The sequence below is a fragment of the Micromonospora sp. NBC_01412 genome, from assembly GCF_045040215.1.
Classification (GTDB): Bacteria; Actinomycetota; Actinomycetes; order Mycobacteriales; family Micromonosporaceae; genus Micromonospora; species Micromonospora rubida.
The window spans coordinates 5,932,495-5,956,547 of sequence record NZ_CP109528.1 but is presented as its reverse complement, the minus strand read 5'-3'; the positions used below and the strand labels follow the sequence as shown (position 1 = coordinate 5,956,547).

Genomic DNA, 24,053 nt, shown 5'->3' with positions numbered 1-24,053 from the left:
CACGGCTACGTCAGCGGCAGGTCACCTTCATCTGCGCGATCCCGATGTGGTCGAGGGTGGACCCGGAGTCATCCCAGTCGACGCCCCGGTTGACCACCCGGATGACGATTCGGCCGCCGGTGACGGCGTACGTCCCGGACGCCACCCACCGCCCACGGTTGGCCTTCTGAGCGACCGTGAACGTCGCCCGGACCGGCCCGCTCTCGGTGTCGCGCACCTGGTAGGTGGCGGGGTCACCGGCCGCCCTACGGCTGTCCGTGGTGGCCGGCACATACGTCGAGACCGCACACGAGCGGGTCGACGCACCCACGACGAACCACCACTCACCGTAGAGACCGCTGTCGTCCTTGGTCTTGGAGCCGGACATCGGCATCGACTCGAAGTGGCCTTCGCAGCCGGCACCCACCCAGCCACCGGTGCCCGTGGAGTACCAGCCCCGCTCCCCGTCCTTGTACCAGTCAAAGTGCCGGAAGCCGCTGGTCGCGGTCGGCGAGCAGTGATAGCCGCCGATTGCGGTGAAGGTCGACTTGGGCGCGTTGGGCGCGGGGGAAGGGGCCGCACCGGTCGGCACGCCGGGCGCCGGGGTTTGTAGCGGCGGCTGGGTCGCACCCGGGGTCGGATTCGGTGCCGCGCTGGAGGCGCCCGGAGTGGGTGTCGGAGCTACGGTGATCTCAGGTGCCGCACTCGGCGACATTTCCTCGCCCTCCGAGACCGGATCGAACTCGATCATCGGATTCTCGGTGACCCCACCGCCGGCGGCGGCGGCCGACGGCGGCGGGCCCGGCTCCCCCCGACCGCCGACGACAATGCCGATCAACACCGCCAGCACACCGACACACGCCGCAGCGAGCAGTGGCATGCTCGGGCGGCGTAGCCCGTTACGGGTCAGCCGGGCCCACCTGCCCGGCCGCTCGTCCCGATCGTTGCCCTCGGCCCAGTCGTCGTCGTGCTCATCCGGATCGGTGTCGCCCACCTGTAAGCCCCCTTCTCAACGTTCCCCGACTACCACGTCCGGGCGGCGGTCCCGGTTCACCCGGTCGAGGAAGAGTCCAACCCGCCGCCCGGGGACGGCCCACATCAGCGATCCAGGTCCGGGCCGTCCAGAGGGGGCTGCTCCGGCTCGTCGTCGTGGAACCGCCACGCCGGCTCACCCTCCGGCGGCTCCTGGAGCTTGGTCAGCGTACGGAAGAACGCCACCCCGTCCAGCGTGGCCATCCGATGTCCCACACCCTCAATGTGCTCCACCAGCCGATCGTCCGGCCGCAGGTGATGTTCCCGCAGGTAGTACGCGACGACGTCCGGCCAGATCCAGGTGCCGTCGGTCCGGAAGTTCAACGGGACCACCGCACCCCGGCTGGTATCCACCACATCGTCGATGGTCGCGGTGGTCCACATCAACGGATGACCGCCATCCAGATAGCCCAGCAGCGCCTCCCGGGCCGCCGCATCGGCCACCTTCGGATGATCCGGCGCGAAGACCGCACCCCGCTCCGGATCAACCTGATCGAACACCGCCGCGTTCTCGATCACCGGCGCGGCCTGGTGCGCCCACAGCAATGCCCCAGACCCGCGCGCCGTGCGCTGGTAGTACGACGGCGTCTCACCCACCGCACTCACCTCCACCTGAGGCGCCACCTCGCCCGCAGCCTCGAGCGCGCCCTGGAGGACGGCGGCCAACCGGGGCCGCTCCGCCGGGTCAGCCACCTCCACCAGATACACCCGACGCGGCAACGGCCACTCCGAGCCATCGGCCGCCGACCGCCACGCCCGCCACAAACCATGCGCCCCGGGGCGGGCTGCGACTGTCTCGACCGCCGCCACGTCCACCGTGTCCAACCGCGGCGGCGTACCGGACGTCAGATCAAGCGCGACCGGCAGCACCCCGCCACGCCGCCGAACCGTGTCCGCCTGGGCCGGCGTGACCGGCTGGAACAGGTACGGGAGCAGCACGTCGTGCTCAGCCCGGGCGAGATTCGCCAGCTCGGAACGGTCCACCTCCACCTCCCGTAGCAGATCGACCAGCAGGGCGGCATCATCGGGATGCAGAGCCACCCGCTGCGCCGTAACGGCCCCGGCCAGCACCTGGGCCAGCTTGACCAACGCCCGCTCCGCTAGCCAGCTACGCGCCTGGGCGATCAGGTCATCCGGCAACCGACCCGCCAGACGCAGCAACATGTCATGGCAGCCGGCGACCTGGTCAAGATCACCGGCACTGCGGACAGGAACGGTCACGACAACTCCTTCGAACGAGGTGAACTCACCGAAACACCAAGCGGCATCCGGTCGGGCGACGTGCCCGCCGTCCCGCCAACCCGCCGTCATGGCCGGCCCACGGGACAGTCTTCAGACCTGGTCCGGGCCTAACCGCGGCGATGGGGCCTGGCCTGCACAGCCACCTATCGGCTGTTGCTCTTCTCGACATGGCGGTAGACACGGCCCATCTTGGCGAAATCGTCCGAGAGTTTGGACAGGCTGTCCACGATTGCCTTGAACGACGCCTGCACGTTCTCCACACCAGGGACGTAGATCTCGGCCCACTTCTTGCCGAGTTCGTCGTTGCCCCATGGCGTACCGAGCGGCGCGCTGTTCGTGTTGAACGCCGCCACCGCATCCCGTACGGTTGCTGCCGGAATCTTCAGTTCCTTGGCCACCAGGTCAAGTTGATCCGCATCGATAACGATCGTCTCGGTCATACCATGGCTACGTACGCCGGCCGGGGCGGGTTCACCGAGCCGGCTACGTGGTGCAGCCCACCTGGACCTGACCGGCGCCGTGCCGGGCCCCACCGGTGCCGGCGCCACGGTTGAGCAACCTGACCCCGATCCGCCCACCCTCCAACGGGTACGAACCGGCGCGGACCCACTCGCCCCGATGGGCGGACTGGTCGATGCTGAACGTCCCGACCACGGTGCTGTCCTTGCGCCCCCGGGTCACCTGGAAGAAGGTCGGCCTGCCCGCCGCGTCCAGCTCACGCGCGGGCTTGGGCACGAACAGCCAAACCGCGCAGCTGCCCCGGGCCAGCCTGCCGGTGCTGAACCACCAGGTGACCTGGACGTCGCTGTCGCTCCGGTCAGCCGTACCGGACATCGGCACGGACCAGGCGGTGCCCCCTGCGCAGCCCGGACCGGACCAACCGCCGCGCACGCTCGCCACCGGCGATCCTGCCGGGAACGCGGCGGACGACCCGGAGGTGGCGGTCTCCGCGCAGCCGTTGCCCGCGAGGGCCGTGAACTGGTACGACGACGCGGAGGTGGGCTTCGGGGCCGGGCTGGCCGGCCGGTTCGGGACCGGATCGGCGGTCTGGCCCGGCGCCACCCCGATGACGGGGGGCGCCGCTGTGACCACGGGCTCGGCGGACGTTTCCAGAGCCGGGTCCAGCGGCGTCCACTCCGGTGATGCCACCGGCACCGGGATCTCCCTGGCGGCTTCCGGTTCCGTCGTCGGGCTGTCGGCCGGGCCGGCAGCACCCGCTGGGGGTCGCTGCGCCGGGCCGTCGTTTCGGATCACGACGACCATCACCACCACCAGGACGACCGTCATGATCACCACGAGAACGGCGCCGCCCGCGAATCCGTTCCGGTTACCGGACCTGGGGTTCTTCACTCCGGTGCCTCCTCGTTGGCCATTCCGTCGGCATCCCCGTCCACCTGGGAAGCCGCGGCCCGGCGCGCGGGACGGGGAGCGGGCTCAGGACCCGCCTCCCGCTCCGACGGGGCCACGGCGACCGGTGCCGCAACCACCACCACGGGCGCGGACTGCGGCACCACGACCGGCGGAGCCGGCGGACGGAGGACGGCCTGCCCGTCGTCCGTCGGAGACGTCGCCTGCGCGTTCCCCTCCGCCGCTCGCCCGAGCGACGGCCGAGCGGGGGGAGCCACCGGCGAGCGGGGCGGCCCGGATTCACCGGGCAGCTCGTCCCAGGCCGGTGCCTGGCGTATCTGGTCGACGTAGCTCAGCAGCGAACTGATCTCATCGACGGAGGTCGACTTGCGGCGACCCGGCACGCCGGCTGCCACCGCTCCTGCCGGCGGTGCTGACTGCCCGGTCGGTTCGGACGCCGAGCTGGGACGACGGCCGGGCTCCTCCCCGGCCGGGCCGAGCAGCCGGCCCGCGGGGGTCAGCACCAGCGGTGCCAGACCTCGCAGGGTACGGCGCAGGCCCTTGGTCATGTCCTCGGCGAACCACTGCCCGGCCGCTGCCGGCACCGCCAGCCGCAGCCGCGCGAGCGCCTCCCCGGGCAGCCGGTGCAGCAGGCGGTCGACGGCCCGCCAGGGCGGTGCAGCCTGGTCCTCGTCACCCACCCCGATCACCACCGTGCAGTGCTCGGCCTCCAGCGACAGCCGCCGGATCACGGCAGCTCCCTCGGTGCGGTTCACCTCACGAATCCACAGCCCCGCCTCAAGGACCTCCACCAGCCACCGCTCGTTCAGCATGAACTGGGCGGGACCGGCGGGCAGCAACTGGTCCGTGGGCGCCGTCCAGGACAGGATCCGGCCGCCGCCGTGTGGACGCCACGCGATCTCCCGGGCGAACGGGATCCAGGTCGGTGCCCCGTCCACCCCGACCGCCGCCACCTGTGCGCCCCGGCCGGACAGGTGCAGCGCCAGTCCGGTGCGTACCCGCAGGGTGCGGTTCGCGGCGGCGGACGCCGTGGCCCCGAGGGCGCCGTCGGCGACGGGGGTGTCGCCGTACGGCGTGACGACGAGCCGCTCACGCAGCGCGGCGGGGATCGCCTCGATCGTGCGGCGCAGGTCGGCGGCGGGCAGCGGCGGATCACCGGGCCGGGACACCAGCAGCGTCACGGTGTCCGGCTGGACGGGCACGGCGAATGCCAGGTCGGTCGGTTCCACCGGGCCGGCCGGGCTGTGCGATCGGCGTACCCACAGGCCGGCCGGGATCTGCTCGACGGTGACCTCCGGGATGCTCGGATCGGCGACGTCAGCCAGCTCCCGCTCCCACTCCGGCAACGGAAACCGCCGTCCGGCGCCGAGTGGCGGGCGGCCCGGCCGGTACCGCAGCCACTGGCCGTCCGTCCCGTCGGCCCCGCCGGCAAGCGCGTACAGCGTGCCGCCGGGGACGGCGACCAGCTCGCCGACCGGGGCGATCACGTCGGCTTCGACCAGTTCGCAGAGGTGCTGCGCGGGTATCCGGCCCGACTGGTCCGCCATGCCCGCGCAGGGCGAGATCAGGCGTACGGCCTCGTAGCGCGTCGGCACCCACCGGCACAGGCGGTACCCGAGGTCGGGGTGGTAGGCCAGGGCCGGGTCGGTCATGACGACACAGATCCGGCCGGTCTCGGTCGGCAGCGCACGGGTCACCGCCGCCGTCGCCGGATGGACGCCGTTGACCGAGACCAGCAGCGCGTCACCCACCTCGTCGACGCGCAGCCGAGGCACCTCACCCGCGCCCTGGCGCTGCCCCCTGATCATGATGGCCCTCCGGCTCCCCGCCCGGCGGTCAGCACTGGAGATCCTCGGGAAGCAGGGAGATGAGCTGCTGCGTGGTGGGGGCGGACATGGTCATGGTGCGGCCCGCCTGTTTCGTGATCATGCGCTCGAGCACCTGGCGGGCGTACCGGCCGTTGCCGAAGTCGCGGCCCCTGTCCACCGCCTGGAAGTGCCGGGCGACGGCGGCCAGGGTGGCGGGTGCGCAGGTGTAGCCAGCCGTCTCGGCATGCTGGTTGAAGATCACCACCAGCTCGTCCGGACGGTAGTTCTCGAAATCCAGCGGCGGAGCGAACCGGGACGCCAGGCCCGGGTTGGCGGCGAGGAAGCCACCCATCTCCGATTTGTAGCCGGCGGCGATGACCACCACCTCCTCCCGGTGGTCCTCCATCAGCTTCACGAGCGTGTCGATAGCCTCCGCGCCGAAGTCGTTGGCGCCGGAGCCCCCCCGGCTGAGGCTGTACGCCTCGTCGATGAACAGCACGCCGCCCCGGGCCCGGTCGAAGGCCTCCTTGGTTCTGCGGGCGGTCTGTCCGACGTACTCGGCCACCAGGTCGCCCCGGGACACCTCGACGAGCTGCCCGGACGACAGCACGCCGAGCGCGGCGAGCACCTGGCCGAACAGGCGGGCCACCGTGGTCTTGCCGGTCCCCGGCGGCCCCGAGAAGATCAGGTGACGGGAGAGCGTGGGCACCGGGAGCCCGGCCTGACGTCGGCGCTCGGCCGTGCCGATCAGATTGATCAGGTCGGTGACCTCGCGTTTGACCGAGGCCAGGCCCACCATGGCGTTGAGCTGTTCCAGCAGGCCCGGCAGCTCCTCCCGGGTGCTGCCGGCCGACGTGCCCACGCCCGGCCCGGCGGCCGGGCCGAGGTCCTCGGGCAGGAGCCTGCTGAGTTCCTGCGGAGACATGGTGCCCTCCGCCGCGAGCCGCTGGGCCTGCCGGTTGACCATCTCCTCGAAGACCTTGCGCGCCGTGCGGCCGTTGCCGAAGGTCTCGTCCCGGTGGATCCAGGTGAAGTAGCGCTCGACCGCGGCCCGGGTGCCGTACTCAAGGGTGTACTGGTGGACCCGGCAGAGGTTCTCCACGATGGAGACGAGCTCCTCCGGGGTGTAGCTGGCGAAGTCGACGGTCCTGGTGAAGCGGGAGGCGAGGCCGGGGTTGCTCTGGAGGAACTGGCGCATCTCGTGGGAGTAGCCGGCGGCGATCACCACCACATCGTCCCGGTGGTCCTCCATCAGCTTGACCAGCGTGTCGATCGCCTCCCGGCCGAAGTCCGCGCCGGAACCGCCGCTCTCCGTGACCAGCGTGTACGCCTCGTCGATGAAGAGCACCCCGCCGAGGGCCTCGGTGAACTTCTCCGTGGTCTTGATCGCGGTGGCACCGACGTACTGGGCCACCAGGTCCTGCCGCGCCACCTCCACGACGTGCCCCTTGGGCAGGGTGCCGAGCGAGGCGAGGATCTTGCCGTACAGGCGGGCGATGCTGGTCTTTCCGGTGCCGGGCGGGCCGGCGAAGACCAGGTGACGGCTCATCGGCGGGCTGGGCAGGCCGACGGCCGCACGTTTGTGGGCCAACTGCTGCAGGCTGACCAGCGCCGCCACCTCGCGCTTGACCGAGTCCAGGCCGACGAAGGTCTGCAACTCGGCCAGCAGGTCCGCAGTCGACACGACGTCGACCGGCGACATGCCGGCCCGGGCCTTCGACCGGCCGGCGCCGCCGGGCCTGCCGCCCGCGGTCGCCTGCTCGCCGTACGAGTCGGCCTCGCCGTTGTCCTCGCTGGTCACGCCCTCGACGGTGAGCCGGGCCGCCGGCTTTCCCTGGCGTACGCCGGCACCGCCGTTGCCCGACACGGCGCAGTCCCGCACCACGATCGGCTGGTCGCTGTCGACGCAGATGCCGTCGCCCTCGTTGTCGACGATCTCGCAGCCGCTGATCTCGCCCCGGGCACCGGCGGCGAGGCCGATCCCGGCGCCACCGCAGCCGCGCACGGTCGAGTCGGTGACCGTCGCCTCGCCACCGTCCTCGATGGCAACGCCACCACTGCGAGCCTCGTAGACCTCGCAGCCGCGTAACACGCAACGCCCCTGGGCACCGACGAGCACCCCCACGTCGTCGCTGCCCCCGAAGCGGGAGTCGGTGATCTCGGGGCTGCCGCCGTCAAGGCTGCGGACCGAGGCGAACCGGGTGTCGGTGATCTCGGCGCCCTGGACGCGGCCCCGTCCGTTCTCCGCCACCACGATGCCGTGCCCCTGGCAGCCGGCGATGATGAGTTTACGCAGCAGCGGGTTGGCGCCGGTGGCGATGCGCACCCCGTGCTGGCGGGAACGCTGGATGTCGACATTGTCGAACGTGCCCGCCGCGGAGTCGCTGATCAGCAAGGCGGCATCAGCGCAGTCCCGCAACCGGAGCCCGGTGAAGGTCGGATCGCTGTGTCCGCCGACCCACACCCCGGCCACCGGGGCGTCGCTGACCTCACACTGCTCGAAGGTGCCCCGCGACCGGCCGACGACGCGGATGGCGTGCCCCCGGGTACGACTCAGCCGGGTACGGGCGATGAACGGATCGGCGCCATCGGCCACGAGCAGGCCGGCGCCCGCCGTCTCGGAGACCTCGCAGTCCTCCACGATCGCCCGGCCGCCGCCGGTGAGGTACATGCCCACGTCCGAGGTGTCATGGATCTTCGTGTGGGAGACCCGGGTGGTGGCGCCCTTCTCGATGACGACCGCCGGGCCGCCGATCCGGAACAGCTCGCACCGCTCGACGACGCCCTTGGCCGCCTCGGTGCTGCAGATCCCGTTGCCCTGCGCCTCGCTGATCACGCTGTCCCGGATGGCCAGGTCGGCGCCGCTGCGCAGCACCACGCCGGTGGTGCCGGCCCGTTCGATCCGGCACCGCTCGACGGAACCGCCGGCGTTGTCGGTCGCCACGATCCCGGCGCCGACGGAGTTGGTGATCCCGCAGTCGGTCATCACGATCGACGCGCCGCCCCTGACGAACACGGCCGCCGGGGACTCGGCCCGCAGGTCACACCCGTCGAGCCGGAGCCGACCGACCCCGACATCCACCGCGGCCCGCTTGTCGTCGCGGTGCCGCAACACCAGGCCCGCCAGCGTCGCCGTCTCCGTGTGCATGTACACCGCGTACCCGTCCTGCGGCGCGATGAGCACGCTTCCCCGGCCGTCGCGGGCGGTGATGGTCACCGGCACGGACAGGTGCAGTGACTCGGCGTACTCGCCGGGCAGGACGTCGATGATGGCACCGCTCTCCGCCCTGGCCAGCGCCTCGGATATCCGGCGCAGACAGCCGGGTTCCGTGGCCGAGACGGTGTAGACGCGACGCGAGGTCACTTACCGTCTCCTGGCTCCTGGTTACGGGTCGGGGTGTCGCCCTCGGCGGCGGACCTGCGGACGCCGGTGTCGAGGTCGATCCCGTCGACCAGGTCGGTCGGCGGGCGCTGGAGCAGATCCAGGAACGACTGCGGCACGGTGAACGCGTCGGTCAACGCGGCGCCCCAGTCCGCCTCTCCGTCGACCAGGTCGCCCACGTTCGCCCCGGCCACCCCGACGTCGCCGGCCCGATCGGCCAGGCGGGCGCGCGCGTCGCGCCGCGCCTCCTTGATGGTGGAGATGATCACGTTGGACAGCTCCGAGGCGGCCATCGACCGGTAGCCCTGGCCGAGGAACTTCAGTTCGGTGATCTCGCCCTGCGCGTCGACCACAACGGACACCTGCCGCTTCGGCGCGGTCGCCGAGCCGGTGACCGACGCCATGCCCTGCTGCAACCGGGTCATGCTGTCGCGCTGCTGCGCCAGCTCGGCGAGCATCTCGTTGATGGCGGCCTCAAAACCGGATGCCATGACGTCAGTCCTCCCAGTCGTTGTCGTAGGACGGGCGCCCCAGCACCGAGTTCGCTCCGTGATCATCGTGCCAGGCGTCGTCGTCCCGGGCCAACGCCGCCCAACGCCGCGCCCTGCTGTCCCTGCTGTCGAAGCCGGCATGAGCCCCGGACTGAAACGGTGATATACCGGACCCGCCCTGGTGACCCGCGCCCGGGACCTCGTCGGTGCCCGCTGGTCGCCCTCGGCCGGCCAGCGCGGCCCCCAGACTGGTCAGCACCGTCGGCTGATCGTTGGGATTCGGCGCGTACGTCACCACATGGCCGCCCAGCCCGGCGGAAGTGAGGTTCGTGGGCGCGGTAGGGGTGAGCTGTGGCGAGATCGGCAGTTGCGGGATCGGGATCGCTTCCGCCCCTCGTTTCGGTGGCACCGACAGGCCACCGAGCGCGGCTATGTCAGGCTTACCGTCGCCGTTGACATCGACACCCGATATGCCGTCCGGGGTGGAGACCATCGGGGCGAACTTGAGAATCTCACCCTTCATCCCGATGTCGGGCTTGCCGTCGCCGTTGACATCGACGCCGGTAACGCCGTCCACGGTGATGAGAGTGGCGTCGGGCAGCGGCCTGCGGTCCATGCCCAGGTCCGGGACACCATCGCCATCCACGTCGACACCGCGGACCCCGTCCTTGACCACGATCGGGGCGTCCGGGAGCACCTGCCCGCTGATCCCCACGTCCGGTCGTCCGTCACCGTCAACGTCGATGCCGATCGTGCCGTCCGGTCCCTGCACGACGGGCGCGGAGGGGAGGATCTCGCCGTCGATCCCGATGTCCGGCCGGCCGTCGCCGTCGACATCCACGCCGCTGAGGCCATCGAGCTCGACCAGTTTCGCGTCGGGCAGCGGTTTGCCGTCGAGGCCCAGGTCAGGAACCCCGTCGCCGTCCACGTCGATTCCGGCTACGCCGTTCTGGTCCTTGGCGCGGGGCGCGTCCGGCAGGGCGCGGTTCTGATCACTGAGGCGGCTGCCCGAACCGGCCGGACTCCCGGGACCGCCACCACCCGAACCGGGGTCACCGCCACCGGTTCCCTCTTTCTCGCCGCCCGAGCCGGAACCGCCACCACCCGAGCCGGAACCACTACCCGAGCCCTCCTCCTCGCCACCCGAGCCAGGACCACCACCGCCCGAGCCCTCTTCCTCGCCACCCGAGCCGGGAGCACCACCACCGGATTCCGTCTCCTCATCCTCGCCGCCGCCACCCGAGCCGGAACCACCACCGGATTCCGTCTCCTGGTCCTCGTCCCCGCTACCCCCACCGGTCTCCTCGTCCTCATCCCCGCCGCCCCCACCGGTCTCCTCGTCCTCATCCCCGCCACCGCCACCCGAGCCGGAACCACCATCGGGTTTCCTGAGCACGGCCTCCGGGATGGGTTTCAACGCCCCCGTGACGCGGCGGTACTCATTCGCCAGATTCAGCAGAACCTGGCGCACGGAAGCATCGAACGGCACCTGTATCGATTGGCGGACGGCGTCGTAGTCCGCCGTTCCTTCGAAGCTCGCGATGGTCGACTGGACCCAGACGTCGTGCTCCACGTGCTCTGCGACGGCGCTCTGGGCCGCAGCCAGTGCCGCACCGCCGTTGGCGAGCTCCTTCTCGTATTCGGCGATGGCGGTCCCCAGTTCCTTGATGACCGGATAGACACTGTCCAGAAACTTGGTGAACGCCGTCGAGGCCGGACCGGCCCAGGATGTGCCCACCACCTTGCCTACCGCGGCCGGCATGTCATCAAGCAGCGTCCCGAGCGCGCGATAGGTGTTCCCGATCTCGGTCGAGGCGGTGTAAAACGTCGGTGCCGAGCCGGGCTGAATCGCCTCCTTCACCTCCTTCAGCGTCCAACCTTCGTAGTTTGACACCCGCAAGCCCTTCTCTCTCCCGAACATGCCGGACGGTGCCCACGCACAGCCCTAGTACTTGATCCCCGGCAGGTCTTTCCGCACACGCTCGACAAGGGCGTCCAATTCGGCCGCGACACTGCCCGTTTCGCCGTCGGCCTTCTCGTACTGCTTGCTGATGGCCTCCAGCGTGTCTCCGATGTAATGAAGCGCCTTCTTGATATTCATAAGCCCTTCACCCAGAGCGTCTTTGCGATTATTAAATGCCAGCCTGAGATCGTCCGCGTCCGCAAAGACCCCCGGATTTATCGTGCTGCTGGGCACCTTCGCCAGACCCGGATCGACATGCAGGGTCGCGAGTTCGCGGAACTTCTCGCCGAGCTTCCTGATCGCCTCACGGTCGACCTTTATCTCCTCCGACACAATCCGCTCCTTTCATCTCCAACTATCGCCAGTGTTCCGATCAACGCCGGGCCGTGCCCGGCTGCCAACCGCCCTGTGCTGGGCGCTGTCCACGCGGAGTCCCGCGAGGCCGGCGCACCGGAGCCGCCCACTCGTCGACGGGCTCGTCGTCGTCCTCGTCATCAACCGGCCGGCCGAGCGCGGTAACCGCGGTCAGGTCGTCCGCCCACACTGACTCGTCCTCCTGCAACCAGGTCTGACGCTCACGCTCGCCATTGCCGCCGGCCCCGGCGCCGGCACCGCCCACCGCAGGCGGGATCGGCGGCGGGAAGCCCATCCCCTGCCCGATCACCTGTTGGCCGGCGGCGGGCCCCGTACCGTCCGACCCACCTCCGTCCGTCACCCGCCGGACGTTGTCTCCGGGGATGCGGCCACCCGGATCGAGCAGGCCCTCAGGCGACGGAGACAACGGCCGCCCGTCGAAGCCGACATCTGGCACACCGTCGCCGTTGACGTCGAACCCGGTGCGCCCGTCGGGGCCGGTCACCACCGCGCCACCGACCGGTGCCCCCGATCCGGGCAGGGCCCTGCCGTCGAGGGACAGGTCCGGCCGACCGTCGCCGTTTGTGTCGATCCCCCGGGTGCCGTCCGGGCCGGTGACCAACGTGCTACCCGCAGGCAGATCGCCACCGGGCAGCGGCTGCATGTCCAGACCGAGGTCGGGCACGTCGTTGCCGGTGATGTCATAACCGGTGGTGCCGTCGGGTCCAGTGACGAGGCGACCCCCGGTCGGCGCGTCACCCCCGGGCAGCGCCCGGCCGTCCATGCCGACGTCGGCGACACCGTCTCCGTTCAGATCGATTCCCATCGAGCCATCCGGCCGGCGTACCGTACGGCTACCAGCGGGCAGATCAAGTAACCCGCCGCCCAGGCCGGGCAGACCACCACCGCCACCCAGGCCAGGCAGACCACCCCCCGGCAGGTCCGTCAGACCACCACCGCCACCCAGGCCAGGCAGACCACCCCCCGGCAGGTCCGTCAGACCACCACCGCCACCCAGATCAGGCAGACTGCCACCGCCACCCAGATCAGGTAGGCCGCCAGCCCCCGAACCGCCGCCACCCAGCAGCTTGGACAGGTCAGACAGGTCCAGATTGGGCGGGTCGTCGCCACCCAACAGATCGTCGGTCTTTTCGTCGCGGCTGTTGTCGGGCGCGACGACGCCGGCGAACTCCGGGCTGGGTAGGCGAGTGTACTTGATCAGAGCTTCAGCGTATTTACCGCTCAGCTCGTCCCAGATTTTCTGAAACTCACCCTTGGCTCTGTCGTAGACCGTCTGCGCATCAGTCTTGTAGTCGGTGAACGCCTTGTCGAAAATTTCTCCCAGATTGTCGGGAAATTCGAGATGAATAACCCAGCGGTTCCACCACTTGATTTTTTCCTTGAGCTCCAGCGACTGCGCCAGCTTGATCAAATCGTTATACCACTTGGTCTCCACCGCTTTCCAACCCGTCCGCAGCCCTTCCAGGGCATTGCGATACCTGGCCTGCGCGTCACCGTGCGAAATAGCGATTTCCGTGGTGACCGTCGCGTAGGTCGATATCGCCCCGGCGACTTCGGTCATGAAACTGCGGTAGGCGGACAACGTCTCGCCGAACAGGTTCGCCGCCGGTCCCTTCCAGTAAACCTCCCTGCCGAGATCGACGGTCAGCATGTCCACCCGCAGATCGTCCAACTGGTTCCGCAGCGCGGCGAGCGATTTCGCGGCCAGCTCGGCATTGCCGGGTTTGGAGGGTGCTGCCGCTTCCCCGGCAGACTCAAAGAGCAGCGGGTCGCCGTACGTCTTGTGCAGGAGGGCCAACTCGTCGTCGAACTGCTGGACCCAGGTGTTGACGCTGTCGACGTGCTTCCCCACGCCGATCACTCACCCAATCGAGGCGGTGGGGTGCGGCCGATCGCTCCGGTCAGACCGATGTCATCGGTCCACTTCTCGTCGCCCACGAATGGCAGTCCCGGCTGGCGATCGCCCTCTTCCTCCGGACGGCCGAGCACCGGGCCGATCCGCAGCGACCGGTCGCCGGGCCGGCGGTCACCGGGCCCGGCGAAGAGTGTCGACGGCAGCGGAGCGGGCCCGGCGGTGAGACCCTGCGGAGCAACCGAACCGCCGAGGTTGCCAGCACCGGACCCGGAAGCCCGGCGGTTGACCCCGACGCTCCCCGCCATCGTGGTGACCGGGGCCGACGGACCGCCGCCGGCCGACGGTCCGTTGCCAGCCAACGGACCACTGCCGGCCAACGGCTCGGGCATCGTCCCGACGTGGATGCCGGATACCGTCGGGGCGGTCACCACCGGCCCGGTGTACGAGGCCAGCAGCGTCGACGGGTCCGCAAAGCTGAGGTGTGCGCCGAGGGTCGGCACGCCCATCGAGGCCGGTGCGAGGAAAGCGGCCCGCGCGAGCGGTGACAGATCCGGTAGCGACAGGACCGACTCGACCGGCGACTGCGGAAGGTATACCCCGCTGCGCGGCCTCGGCTCCGCGCCGTGACCGGGCACGGTCTTGGCGTCCTGTGGCGAGGTGGGTATCGGATGCAGCTTCAGGACGGTTTCCTGGTAGGCCCGCGCCAGGACCACCAGGATCTTCCGCGCCTCCGCGTCGATGCTGGCATCGTCGGAGACCACGCCGATCGCTGTCATCTGCGCCCGGTAGGCGGCAACCTCCTCGGAGAACTGGGCCAGGTCCGCCTGCGCCGTCGACAGCGCCGCGCCGCTGCCCGCCAATGCCGGCCCGTACGGTTCCAACGGCTGCGCCACCCGGTCGAGGAACTCGACGAGGCCATTGACCACCGCGACGAGTGCGGCGGCAGCCGGCCCGGTCCAGGCCCGGTCACCTGTTGTCACGGCGCGGACCTCCATCGGGATCTCTGTGCTGAGCGCCCTCAGATCCGCCAGTACCCCGGCGCAGACCCGGCCCGCTTCGGTCATGGTGGCCGGCTGTCCAGGCTGGATCGCCGCTTGGACCTGGGTGAGGGTGTAGTCGCCGTAATCCGGCATGAGGGGCGTCCTTTCACAGGATGAGCGGACAGGCGCAGGCCGTACGATCGACCGCCCGCGCGGCTGTCAGATGACGCGGCGGCGGTCTAGGGCGTCAGCGTCGGATCGGCGATCTCCGACAGCGGACTGAAGTCGGGATAGATCTGGTTGATCGACTTGATCAGTCCACGGAGGCGAAGGAGGTCGTCCTTGTTCAGATTCTCGGCCTTGGCGTAGACAGCGGCGACCCGTTTCAACTCCACACCTATCTCGTGGAACGACTTGTCCATGTTCTCCAGGATCAAGACCATCTCGGTATGCACCCTGGTGTCGTATCGCGCCTTGATGTCGGTCGCCGTCGGGGAGAGGTGCCCCGGGGTGATGATGGCGTTCTTGGCCAGATACTTCATCTCGTCGAGCCTTACCGCCCAGGCCATGAATATCTCGGCGAGCTTCTGGATGCTGGCCTCATCGGCGATGACAGATTCGCTGCCACTCACGAATGACCGTCCTCCGATCGGGTACGGGGTGGGCCGGCGACGCGAGGGGCGCCGGCCGCCCCCACCTCGTGTTAGTTAGCCCTGCTGCCAACCGGCCGAGTTGATCCGCTCGGTCTGGTTGTAGTTGGACAGGATGTTCTGCAGGGACGGAACGGCCCCCCGGAGCATGATGTCCTTCATGTTGTTGACGGACTGGTCCCAGCTCGCCTTGTATTCGTTGTAGGTCTGCCGGGTGTTGCCGTCCCACGCCTGCAGTTGGGTGTCGGCGTAACGCTCCAGTTCATCCAGGGCGGTGTCGATCCGGTTGTGCGCGATCCGGATAGCCTCGATGCCCTGGGTAATCGCGGTGTCACTGTACCGATAGGTGGGCTGACTCATCAGATTCTCCTCGACGGTTTTCGGGATTCGGCTGTCCTGTGCCTACTTGAAGAATGAGCCCTGCTGGACGGCGAAGTCCTCGGCGGACTCGACGTGGCCGGCCCCGCCGATCAGGCGGTCGGCCATGGAGTCGAGATCCCGGAGGATCTTGTCGAACTCGGCGCCCCACTGGACCATGGTGTTCTCGAAAATCGCCGCCGCGCTGCCGTCCCACTGGGACCGCAGCGAGTTCAGTTCATTTCTCAGGCTCTTCATGTAGCCGTCGATCTCACCGTAGGTCGACACGAACTGCTGGCCAGCGGCCTGCATGCCACCACTGGTATTGGAGATGGGAGAAGTCATGTTTCTCATACCCTTCTGATGTGCGGACTCGGGACTCTGGCTGAGCTGGCGATCGGGGACGTCACGCGGCCGAACCGCTGATCAGCGGCATCACTCCCCCCGGCCTTCCCCGGCCCGGGCCGGCGTGCCGGACTGCGTGACGGGCACCACGGCGCGGGCGGCTGCCGGCTCGAGTGGCGTCCCCACCGGCAACAGCTCCAGGATCGGTCCGGGCACCGGCATCGCGGCGACCCCGCCGTAGCCGAGCGTTCCGGCGACCTCCGCGGTCGGGATCGGATACCGCACCCCGTTGTCGACCAGCAGATAGAGCGTGCCTCCGGCGACTCCGGGGCCCGGCAGGTCACGCAGGAGCAGCCCAGTGCCAGGGGTGATCGTGATCTGGTCGGCGCCACCACCGAGCGGCTCGCCGGACCCGGCCGCCGCGCCGGTCACCCCGACCTGCACCCTGGGCCCGTCCGCAGCCATGGTGATCCGCAGGCAGGGCATCTCGTCCGAGCCGATGCGCAGCAGGCCGGGGGGCTGCGCCGGCAGCGCGTCGTTCACCGAGGAGGTCGCGGACAGCCGGGACTGCGCAAGCGTCGCGGGACTCAGGTCCAGCATGGTTACCCGGGCATTCGGGTACGCCGCCCGGGACCTCGGGTCGGCCAGCGTCAGCGCGGCTCCGACGGCTGTCATCGGCGACAACCCGTCGGCGCGCGTGACGAAGAACTGTTCGGCCTCGCCCGCCGCGATGCCGGGCACCCGGAAGACCTGGCCGACAACGGTAGCCCGGCCGTCGATCTTGGGGCCGGGGTCGCCCCGACCGGAGATGGGCTCCGCCACCAGGTCCGGTCCGACCGGGACCGCGTTGATCCAGGACCAGCCGACCTGCCGTACGGTCGCTGCCGAGTAGCCCAGCGAGCTGAGCATCGCCGGGTTCCGCACGCGCAGCCGCTGGTTGTTCCACACCAGGAAGCTCTCGTTCGCCGGGGTCCTTACGACCAGGGCCTCGTCGGCCGGGGTGGACCGGATGGCCGCAGCCGGCCCGGCGTCCAGCGTGACGTGCGGTTGCCCCGTGCCGGTGGCGTCCTGGCGGGTCGTCGAGCAGACCCGCCACTGGTCGGCGTTCAGCCGATTACGGTCGGGCAGGTAGTCGGGGGCGGCGAGGATGCCGACCGGCAGCCCGCGTGGCGCGTCGCGCAAGGAGTTGCGGGACACCCGGACCACCTTCGGGGTCCCACCGAGGATCAGGCGGGCGGAGGTGTAGTTGAGCACCGGGCGCAGCACGCCGTCCACCGCGACGTACCGGGTGCCGGTTTCTTTCTCCACCACCAGCACCCCCGGCTTGCGCCAGGCGCTGCTGCCGCCGGGCACGAAGAAGCCGTACACCCCGAAGCCGACCAGGACCAGCCCGCCGAGCAGCAGCCCACAGATCGTGCCGACCAGGAAGCGCCGCAGCGGTGACATCGGCGCGTCGGGTTCGGCGCGCAGCAGCGCGGACACCAGCCGACCCATCACGAAGGCGTGGGCCTGGGCCTGGTCCCGACGGTTCTGCACGGTGCTTCTCCTCTCCTGTTTCGACGGTTCGCGGTGGCGGTCGGCTAGCCGGCGATGGCTCGCGCCCACTGGTAGGCGTCGAAGACGGCCAGCAGCGCCAACACCATGCCGATGGCGAAGATGTACTCGACGAAGTCGGCCACCCGCCCCCAGTAGGGCAGCAGGCGCCGGCCGGGCAGGACCCGCGACATGGCGAGCAGGGCCACCGCGAGCACGAGCAGGCCGATCACGGAGAGCGCACTGGCCATCGCGTCGCTGCGCCCGGCCAGGCGGATGGTGAGCAGGGCGCCGCCGGCGAGCACGGGCAGCAGGGTGGCCGCCCGCTGCCACCCCGAGTTCAGGCCGCGCGACCGGATGGCGAGGACGCCGAGGACCGCGATGACGAACCAGCTCGCGGCCCAGCCGGGCACCGGGGCGATGACCGCCATGCCCGCCGTGCAGATCACGCCCGCGGCGGCCAGGAGCCAGGTGAGGTACGTGTCGGCGACGACCGCACCGGAGATCAGTTTCGTTCCCGGGAATGGTTCGATGTCCTCGGCCAGGTCGGTCGCGCTGGTGGGCAGTTGGGGCAACCGCAACAGGGCCAGCCGGAACGCCACCGACGGCGCGGCAGCCGTGACGATCAGCGCTGCCGCGACGCCGGCCGCCGCGGCCTGTGGTGCGGTCGTCCCGAGCACCACCAGCAGCGCGTAGCCGACGCCGGCGAGCGTCACCAGCCAACAGGCGAGGAAGAAGGCACGGTGGTGCCCGACGGCGAAGGTCACGAGCAACGCGGCGAGGCTGGCCGCGACCGCCGCGCAGAGCAGCCTCGGCGCGTGGGCCGCCGAGGCCGGCAGCACGGCGTGACCAGCCAGGCCCGCGAAGGGCACGGCGGCCACCCCGAGCAGAAGGGCGGCCCAGCCGTCGGCCAGCGCCCGGGAGCACATCATCGCCCCGAAGGCCAGCGCGACGGCGCAGCCGGTGGCCAGGTTCCCCCGGCCCGGCACGGCGTCGTCGAACAGGACGGCGAAGCAGGTGGCCAGCGTGACGGCACAGATGACGAGGAAGAGGACCCGGGTCAGTTCGTCGCGCCACCGGTCCGGTCGGCTACGCACCCCGCTGGCCAGGCCGTCGATGAGGTCGTCGAAGTGCACCGGCGGCAACTGCGCGTCACGGGGGCGCAGGTAGAGCGTCTCGCCGTCGCGGATCTGCAACGACGACACGGTGAGTTCCTCGTCGAGCGGCTCGCCGCCCAACCGTTGCAGCACCCAGTCACCCTCGCCGGTGAACGCCCGGCGCTGGCCTTGCTGGTCCAGCGCGCCGGACATGGTCGCCCGCTGCACCAGCACCGGGATGAGGTCGGCCAGCGCGACCGTGGACGGCAGCGCCACCTCGACCGTCCGCTGCGGGGTTACCAGGACGACGCGGCTGATGTCGCTCATCGGGTGGCCCTCCGGGCATCGTCGCCGCCACGATCGGCAATCATCGGAATCTGGAACTGGATCGCGTCGGCGCGTCGGCGCACCAACTGGGCCCGTCCGGCGGGCAGGGTCAACGGCTTGACCTGCCCCAGGAAGCCGCCCTCGTCGCGCGGGCAGGAGAGCAGCACGGCGATGCTGCCGAGGTCCCACATCCGGCGCAGCAGCGGATCGGACATGCCCCGGGCGGCCCCGGCGGTGCTGCGGGCGACGATGACGTGCAGGCCGATCTCCGCGCCGTGGGCCAGCAGGTCGACCAGCGACTCCGCCGGGTAGTCCATCGTGCCGCTGACCATCTCGTAGTCGTCGACGAGGACGAAGAGCCGTGGCCCCTCCCACCAGTCCCGTGCCGACAACCGGTCCGGGCCGATGTCCGGGCCGGGCACCCGGCTCTTGAGCAGCGGCACGCCCCGGGTGAGCACCTCCCGCATCGCCTGGCCGTGCAGGGCGTAGCCGACCGTCTGCCCGGCGCTGAAGGCGTTGGCGAGGTTGCGGCGCGGGTCGACGACGAGCACCTGCGCCTCCTCCGGCGGAAAACGGTCGACGATGGCCTGGGCGAGGTGCCGCATCAGGTTCGTCTTGCCGGTCTCGTTGTCGCCGAAGATCATCAGGTGCGGGTTGGCGGCGAAATCGTGCCAGACCGGCTGGAGCCGCTGGTCGTCGAGGCCGAGCGCGACCCGCAGCTCGCCGTCGACGGGGGTGGGCGGCAGCAGGTCTCGCGCCAGCACCCGGGGCAGCATCCGGACGGCGCGCGCGCCGGGACCGCTCCACCCGGCGCGGACGGCGTCGACCAGCGCGGCCAGCGCGCGGCCCGCCGCGTCGTCGGCGTCGGCCGGCCCGGTGGCCGCGTCGTCGCCGGCCGGCCCGGGCTCGACGCCCAGCACGCCCGGGCCGAGCCGCGGCACCAGCGACAGGAAGTGGAACTTGTCCCCGGTCAGGCCGCGTCCCGGCGACTCGGGCACCGTCTTGGCCTTGCGGAAGTCGATCTCGGACTCCATGGAGTCGCCGAGCCGCAGCTCGAAGCGGCTCTGCAGCACGTCGCGCAGCCACGGTCGAATCTCCGACCAGCGGCCCGCGCTGATCACCAGGTGCACCCCGTAGCTCAGGCCCCGGGTCGCGATCTCCTGGATCGTCGTCTCCAGCCCTTCGAACTCCTGGTGCAGGGTGAACCAGCCGTCGATGACGAGGAAGACGTCGCCGAAGGGGTCGTCGGCGTGCTGACCCGCCGCCCGGGCCCGCCGGTAGGCGGCCATCGACTCGACGTCATGCCGACCGAAGAACTCCTCCCGGTGGTCGAGGATGTCGGACACCTCGGCCACGGTGCGGGTGACCCGTTCCCGGTCCCGCCGGTTGGCCACCCCGCCGACGTGCGGCAGCCCGGTCAGCGCCGCCATCGCCCCGCCACCGAAGTCCAGAATGTAGAACTGCACCTCGCGTGGGGTGTGGGTGAGGGCGAGCCCGCTGACCAGGGTCCGCAGCAGGCTGCTCTTGCCGCTGCGCGGCGCGCCGACGACCGCCGCGTGCCCCTTGCCTCCCTCGAGATCGGCGACCAGCGTCTCCCGGCGCTGGTCGAGAGGGCGGTCCACGAGGCCGACCGGCACCCGCAGGCCGCCGTAGGGGGCGCCGAACCCCCGCTGCGGGTCGCGGCCGATCGGCGGCAGCACCTCGTCCAGGGTGGCCGGCTCGCCCAGCGGCGGCAGCCACACCCGGTGCGCCGGTGGACCGGCGTCGCGCAACCGGTCGACGATCACCGCGAGCGTCGACTCGGCCGGCGGCGCGTCGTCGACGGACGGCTCCCGGGGCGGCGGTTCGATCGGGCGGCTCGGCACCACGTAGCCCGCCTCGAAGCCGACCACCCGGGACTCGCTGACCGGTTGGGCGACCCGCTTGCCGCGCGTCGGGCAGGGCCCGGACACGTACGCGCCACGGAACTTGACCAGGGTGGTGGTGTCCGTGCGCAGGTAGCCCGAGCCGGGTGCCAGCGGCTTGTCGTACGCGTCGCTGACGCCGATGACGCTGCGCGACTCCATGGACGAGAACATCCGCAGGCCCATCCGGTACGACAGGTGCGTCTCCAGCGTGTGGATGCGCCCCTCCTCGAAGCGCTGCGAGGCCAGCAGAAGGTGCACGCCCAGCGAGCGCCCCAGCCGCCCGATCATCATGAACAGGTCGGTGAACTCGGACTTGACGCTCAGCAGCTCGCCGAACTCGTCCACGATGATCACCAGTGTGGGCATCGGGACGAGGTCGGCGCCGGCCGCGCGGGCCCGCTCGTACTCGAGCACCGATGTGTGGCTGTGCCGGCGGAGCAGCTCCTGCCGGCGGACCAGCTCGCCCTGTAGCGCGTCCTGCATCCGGTCGACCAGCGGCAACTCGTCGACGAGGTTGGTGATCAGCGCCGAGACGTGCGGCAGCCCGTCGAGGCCGAGGAACGTGGCGCCGCCCTTGAAGTCGACCAGCACCATGTTGAGCTTCTCGGACGAGTGCGCCAGCGCCAGCGACAACACCAGGGTGCGGATCAGCTCGCTCTTGCCGGAGCCGGTGGCGCCGATCAGGATGCCGTGCGGCCCCATGCCGCCCTGCGCGGACTCCTTCAGGTCGAGCTCGACGGTCTGCCCCCGGTCGGTGACGCCGATCGGCACCCGCAGGTGCTCCCAGACCGACCGGGCCTGCCACAGCCGCTGCGGATCGAAGCTGCGCAGGTCGGCGATGCCGAGCAGGGAGGCCAGATCCGCGGCGACGGCCGTGCCGTCCGTGGTCGCGCCGGCGCCACCGAGCCGGTACGGCGCGAGCTGCCGGGCCATCGCCCGGACGCGGACCACGCTCAGCGCGTCCGCCCGGGCGACGTGGGTGGACTTCGTGTCGCCGGACCGGCTCAGGTCGACCTTCTCGATCCCCTCCTCGCCGACCCGGAGCCGCAGCACCGTCGCCGCGCCGTCCCACGGCAGGGCGCCGTCCACGTCGATCGCGACCAGGTTGCGGTATCCGGCACCGGCCAGCCGGTGGCTGCCCGAGATCGGGGCGTCGTCCAGGACCACCACCACGAAGGGTTCGCCGGCGCTCGCCATGGCGCCCGGCTCGTACCGGCCACGGTCGTCGAGCGCCGCGCCGCCGAGCAGCTTCTCCAGGTCCATCCAGGAGTCGCAGACCAGGCGCGTCGCGCCGGCGGCGTCGGTCTGCTCCCCGTGCTGGGTGTGCGGCAGCCACTTGGCCCAGTCCCAGTGCCGCAGCCGGTCGCTGCTGGCCAGCACCGCGATCTGCAGGTCCTCCGGCGAGTGGAAGGTGGCCAGTTGCGCCACCATCGCCCGGACCAGCGCGCGGTTCGCCTCGACATCACCGTCGAGGCTGACCCGGGCGAACCCCCGCAGGTACACGGCGACCGGCATGTCCTCGATCACCGTGTACGCGCGCAGGAAGCGGCGCAGCGCGCTGGCACACAGCGGTTCGAGATCCTCCACCGGCTGGGTCTGCGGGGCCTGCAACGTCAGCGCCAACCGCTGCTGGCCGAGACCGATGCGCACCTCGGCGAAGTCGGCGTGGTTGGCCCGGCGCTCCCAAAGCCGGTCGGTGGGCACCAGCGCCCACAGCCGGGCCGGGTCGGGGTGGGTGAACAGCACCGACAACCGCTGCCGCTCGACGCTGCGCCGGACCTGCTTGCGGGCCTGTCCGAGGTAGCGCAGGTAGTCGCGGCGTTCGCCCTTGAGTTTGGCCTTGCGCTCCGAACCCGCCCGCATCAGCAGGGCGAACGCCATGACGATGGCCGAGAGGCCCATCAGCCCCGACGTCATGTAGAGCATGATCCGGTTCTCGCCCGGCTGGAGGTAGAACAGCGCGAGCGCGCCCGAGCCCATGATCATGGGCAGGTAGGTCAGCAGATTCGCGAGCTGCCCGCCGGCCGCCTCCGGCAGGCCCGGCGGCTCCTGCAACGCGAACTCGCCCTTCTCGATCGTCGGGGCGGGCCGGCGGGGTGGCCGGGCCACCTGGATCGTGCTCATCCCGACTCTCCTCGGCGGTCTCGGTCGTCCTCGGGCTCACCGGCGCCACGCCAGCCACGGCGGACGCCGAGCGGGATCAGGTACGCCACCAACCCGGCGAGACCGGCCAGCACCGCGGCGGCCAGGGCGAACTCGATGGCGCGGTCCTCACCCCCGGCGCCGTCCGATGCCTGCCGGATCGGCCCGAGCGTCGCAGGCGGCAGGGGGGCGGCCCGGTCGTGTTCCTCGGCCAGGAGCGCGGTGACCGCCTGGTAGGGGTTCACCACCCCCCAGCCGAGCTGCGGGTCGGGCAGCGCGGTGCCGGGATGGTCGGCGGTCAGCTCCAGGCGCCGTTTGACCTGTGCCGCCGTGAGCCTGGGATGGTAGGAACGCACCAGTGCGGCGGCGGCGGCCACGAACGGCGTGGCATAGCTGGTGCCGCTGTCGACCAGGTGCCCGGCGCCGGCCCGGCTCAGGCTCACCACGTCCACCCCGGGAGCGACCAGGTCCAGGTACGCCCCGACCTCGGAGAACTCGCTGCGCCGTCCGTCCGGCCCCACCGAGCCGACCGCCAACACCTGCGGATAGGCAGCCGGGTACGCGACGGGGTTGCCCTGCTGGGCCTCGTTCGCCACCGCCGCGACCAGCAGCACGTCCCGCCCGGCGGCGTACTCGACCGCCGCCCGCAGTTCCTCGTTGGGGAAGAACGAGCTGGCCGAGACGTTGATGACCGATGCCCCCGCGTCGACTGCCACCCGGATGGACCGGGCCAGCGTCGACGCCGTGCCGTCACTGGGACCGTTCGCCTGTCGGACCGGCAGGATCGTCGCGCCCGGCGCGAGGCCCACCATGCCGGTGCCGGACCTCGGCTGGGCGGCGATGATCCCGGCGACGAAGGTGCCGTGGCCGTAGCAGTCGTCGTTCGCCGAACCGACCCGGTTCACCACGTCGGTGCCGGGCCGCACCCTGCCCGCGAGCTGCGGCACCGTCGCGTCCACCCCGGTGTCGACCACCGCCACCAGCACGCCCTCGCCCCTGGTCAGCGGCCACACCCGCGGCGGGTCGAGCCGGCGGTGCGTCCAGGGGACCTCGGGCAGGAGCTGCTGCGACGGGGACGTGCACCGGGTCGCCGGAGCCGCGCCCACCGGAGCGGACGGCAGGGCCGGGGCCGACAGGACAGCCAGCCCCACCCACGCGAACAGCCGCACCGCGCACCGCCGTCGCATCCCCGCCCCCTGCCGATCCGACGCCGCCATGGC

At 71.0% G+C, this 24,053-nt stretch carries 18 protein-coding genes; all 18 read right to left on the bottom strand.

The features are described from left to right. Positions 1-10 precede the first annotated feature (10 nt). Complete coding sequence (locus tag OG617_RS26295; protein ID WP_405095613.1) at positions 11-973, bottom strand: hypothetical protein; 963 nt, start codon at positions 971-973, stop codon at positions 11-13. A gap of 104 nt (positions 974-1,077) precedes the next feature. Continuing rightward, positions 1,078-2,232 (bottom strand): hypothetical protein, encoded by a 1,155-nt coding sequence (locus OG617_RS26290; RefSeq protein WP_405095612.1) that lies wholly within the window; start codon positions 2,230-2,232, stop codon positions 1,078-1,080. A 164-nt stretch (positions 2,233-2,396) separates the two neighbouring features. Further along, a complete protein-coding gene (locus OG617_RS26285; RefSeq protein ID WP_405095611.1) occupies positions 2,397-2,693 on the bottom strand; it encodes a hypothetical protein in 297 nt (98 codons plus the stop codon). Between the two features lie 43 nt (positions 2,694-2,736). After that, a complete protein-coding gene (locus tag OG617_RS26280; protein ID WP_405095610.1) occupies positions 2,737-3,603 on the bottom strand; it encodes a hypothetical protein in 867 nt (288 codons plus the stop codon). After that, on the bottom strand, positions 3,600-5,429 hold the full coding sequence (locus OG617_RS26275; RefSeq protein ID WP_405095609.1) for a hypothetical protein: 1,830 nt from the start codon (positions 5,427-5,429) through the stop codon (positions 3,600-3,602). Before OG617_RS26275 ends, OG617_RS26280 begins: the two co-directional genes overlap by 4 nt. Positions 5,430-5,457: 28 nt before the next feature. Continuing rightward, positions 5,458-8,793 carry a right-handed parallel beta-helix repeat-containing protein gene (locus tag OG617_RS26270; RefSeq protein ID WP_405095608.1) on the bottom strand — a complete coding sequence of 1,112 codons (3,336 nt, stop codon included), beginning with the start codon at positions 8,791-8,793 and terminating at the stop codon, positions 5,458-5,460. After that, the gene (locus OG617_RS26265; RefSeq protein ID WP_405095607.1) at positions 8,790-9,302 is read right to left on the bottom strand and encodes a YbaB/EbfC family nucleoid-associated protein; all 513 of its coding nucleotides are present in this window, start codon (positions 9,300-9,302) and stop codon (positions 8,790-8,792) included. The genes OG617_RS26270 and OG617_RS26265 overlap by 4 nt, the downstream gene beginning before the upstream one ends. A gap of 4 nt (positions 9,303-9,306) precedes the next feature. Next, complete coding sequence (locus tag OG617_RS26260) at positions 9,307-11,196, bottom strand: hypothetical protein (RefSeq protein ID WP_405095606.1); 1,890 nt, start codon at positions 11,194-11,196, stop codon at positions 9,307-9,309. Between the two features lie 51 nt (positions 11,197-11,247). After that, on the bottom strand, positions 11,248-11,598 hold the full coding sequence (locus OG617_RS26255) for a hypothetical protein (RefSeq protein WP_405095605.1): 351 nt from the start codon (positions 11,596-11,598) through the stop codon (positions 11,248-11,250). 40 nt (positions 11,599-11,638) lie between these two features. Next, the gene (locus OG617_RS26250) at positions 11,639-13,501 is read right to left on the bottom strand and encodes a hypothetical protein (RefSeq protein WP_405095604.1); all 1,863 of its coding nucleotides are present in this window, start codon (positions 13,499-13,501) and stop codon (positions 11,639-11,641) included. Next, entirely contained in the window at positions 13,498-14,628 is a 1,131-nt protein-coding gene (locus tag OG617_RS26245; RefSeq protein WP_405095603.1) for a hypothetical protein, read from the bottom strand. Before OG617_RS26245 ends, OG617_RS26250 begins: the two co-directional genes overlap by 4 nt. An 86-nt stretch (positions 14,629-14,714) precedes the next feature. After that, positions 14,715-15,107, bottom strand: coding sequence for a hypothetical protein (locus OG617_RS26240; RefSeq protein ID WP_405095602.1), 393 nt, complete (start codon positions 15,105-15,107; stop codon positions 14,715-14,717). A 75-nt stretch (positions 15,108-15,182) separates the two neighbouring features. Continuing rightward, the gene (locus OG617_RS26235) at positions 15,183-15,485 is read right to left on the bottom strand and encodes a WXG100 family type VII secretion target (RefSeq protein ID WP_396678531.1); all 303 of its coding nucleotides are present in this window, start codon (positions 15,483-15,485) and stop codon (positions 15,183-15,185) included. A gap of 42 nt (positions 15,486-15,527) precedes the next feature. Further along, a complete protein-coding gene (locus OG617_RS26230; protein WP_405095601.1) occupies positions 15,528-15,827 on the bottom strand; it encodes a WXG100 family type VII secretion target in 300 nt (99 codons plus the stop codon). 90 nt (positions 15,828-15,917) lie between these two features. Next, entirely contained in the window at positions 15,918-17,363 is a 1,446-nt protein-coding gene (eccB, locus tag OG617_RS26225) for a type VII secretion protein EccB (protein WP_405095600.1), read from the bottom strand. 44 nt (positions 17,364-17,407) lie between these two features. Further along, the gene (eccD, locus tag OG617_RS26220; protein WP_405095599.1) at positions 17,408-18,784 is read right to left on the bottom strand and encodes a type VII secretion integral membrane protein EccD; all 1,377 of its coding nucleotides are present in this window, start codon (positions 18,782-18,784) and stop codon (positions 17,408-17,410) included. Next, on the bottom strand, positions 18,781-22,815 hold the full coding sequence (gene eccCa, locus OG617_RS26215) for a type VII secretion protein EccCa (RefSeq protein WP_405095598.1): 4,035 nt from the start codon (positions 22,813-22,815) through the stop codon (positions 18,781-18,783). Before eccCa ends, eccD begins: the two co-directional genes overlap by 4 nt. Then, entirely contained in the window at positions 22,812-24,002 is a 1,191-nt protein-coding gene (mycP, locus tag OG617_RS26210; protein WP_405095597.1) for a type VII secretion-associated serine protease mycosin, read from the bottom strand. Before mycP ends, eccCa begins: the two co-directional genes overlap by 4 nt. Positions 24,003-24,053 lie beyond the last annotated feature (51 nt).

Coding starts and splice junctions, on each gene's coding strand:
- OG617_RS26235 (WP_396678531.1), bottom strand. CDS start 15,485: ATGAGTCAGCCCACCTATCGGTACAGTGACACCGCGATTACCCAGGGC.
- eccCa (WP_405095598.1), bottom strand. CDS start 22,815: ATGAGCACGATCCAGGTGGCCCGGCCACCCCGCCGGCCCGCCCCGACG.
- OG617_RS26265 (WP_405095607.1), bottom strand. CDS start 9,302: ATGGCATCCGGTTTTGAGGCCGCCATCAACGAGATGCTCGCCGAGCTG.
- eccD (WP_405095599.1), bottom strand. CDS start 18,784: ATGAGCGACATCAGCCGCGTCGTCCTGGTAACCCCGCAGCGGACGGTC.
- OG617_RS26230 (WP_405095601.1), bottom strand. CDS start 15,827: ATGACTTCTCCCATCTCCAATACCAGTGGTGGCATGCAGGCCGCTGGC.
- OG617_RS26285 (WP_405095611.1), bottom strand. CDS start 2,693: ATGACCGAGACGATCGTTATCGATGCGGATCAACTTGACCTGGTGGCC.
- OG617_RS26275 (WP_405095609.1), bottom strand. CDS start 5,429: ATGATCAGGGGGCAGCGCCAGGGCGCGGGTGAGGTGCCTCGGCTGCGC.
- OG617_RS26245 (WP_405095603.1), bottom strand. CDS start 14,628: ATGCCGGATTACGGCGACTACACCCTCACCCAGGTCCAAGCGGCGATC.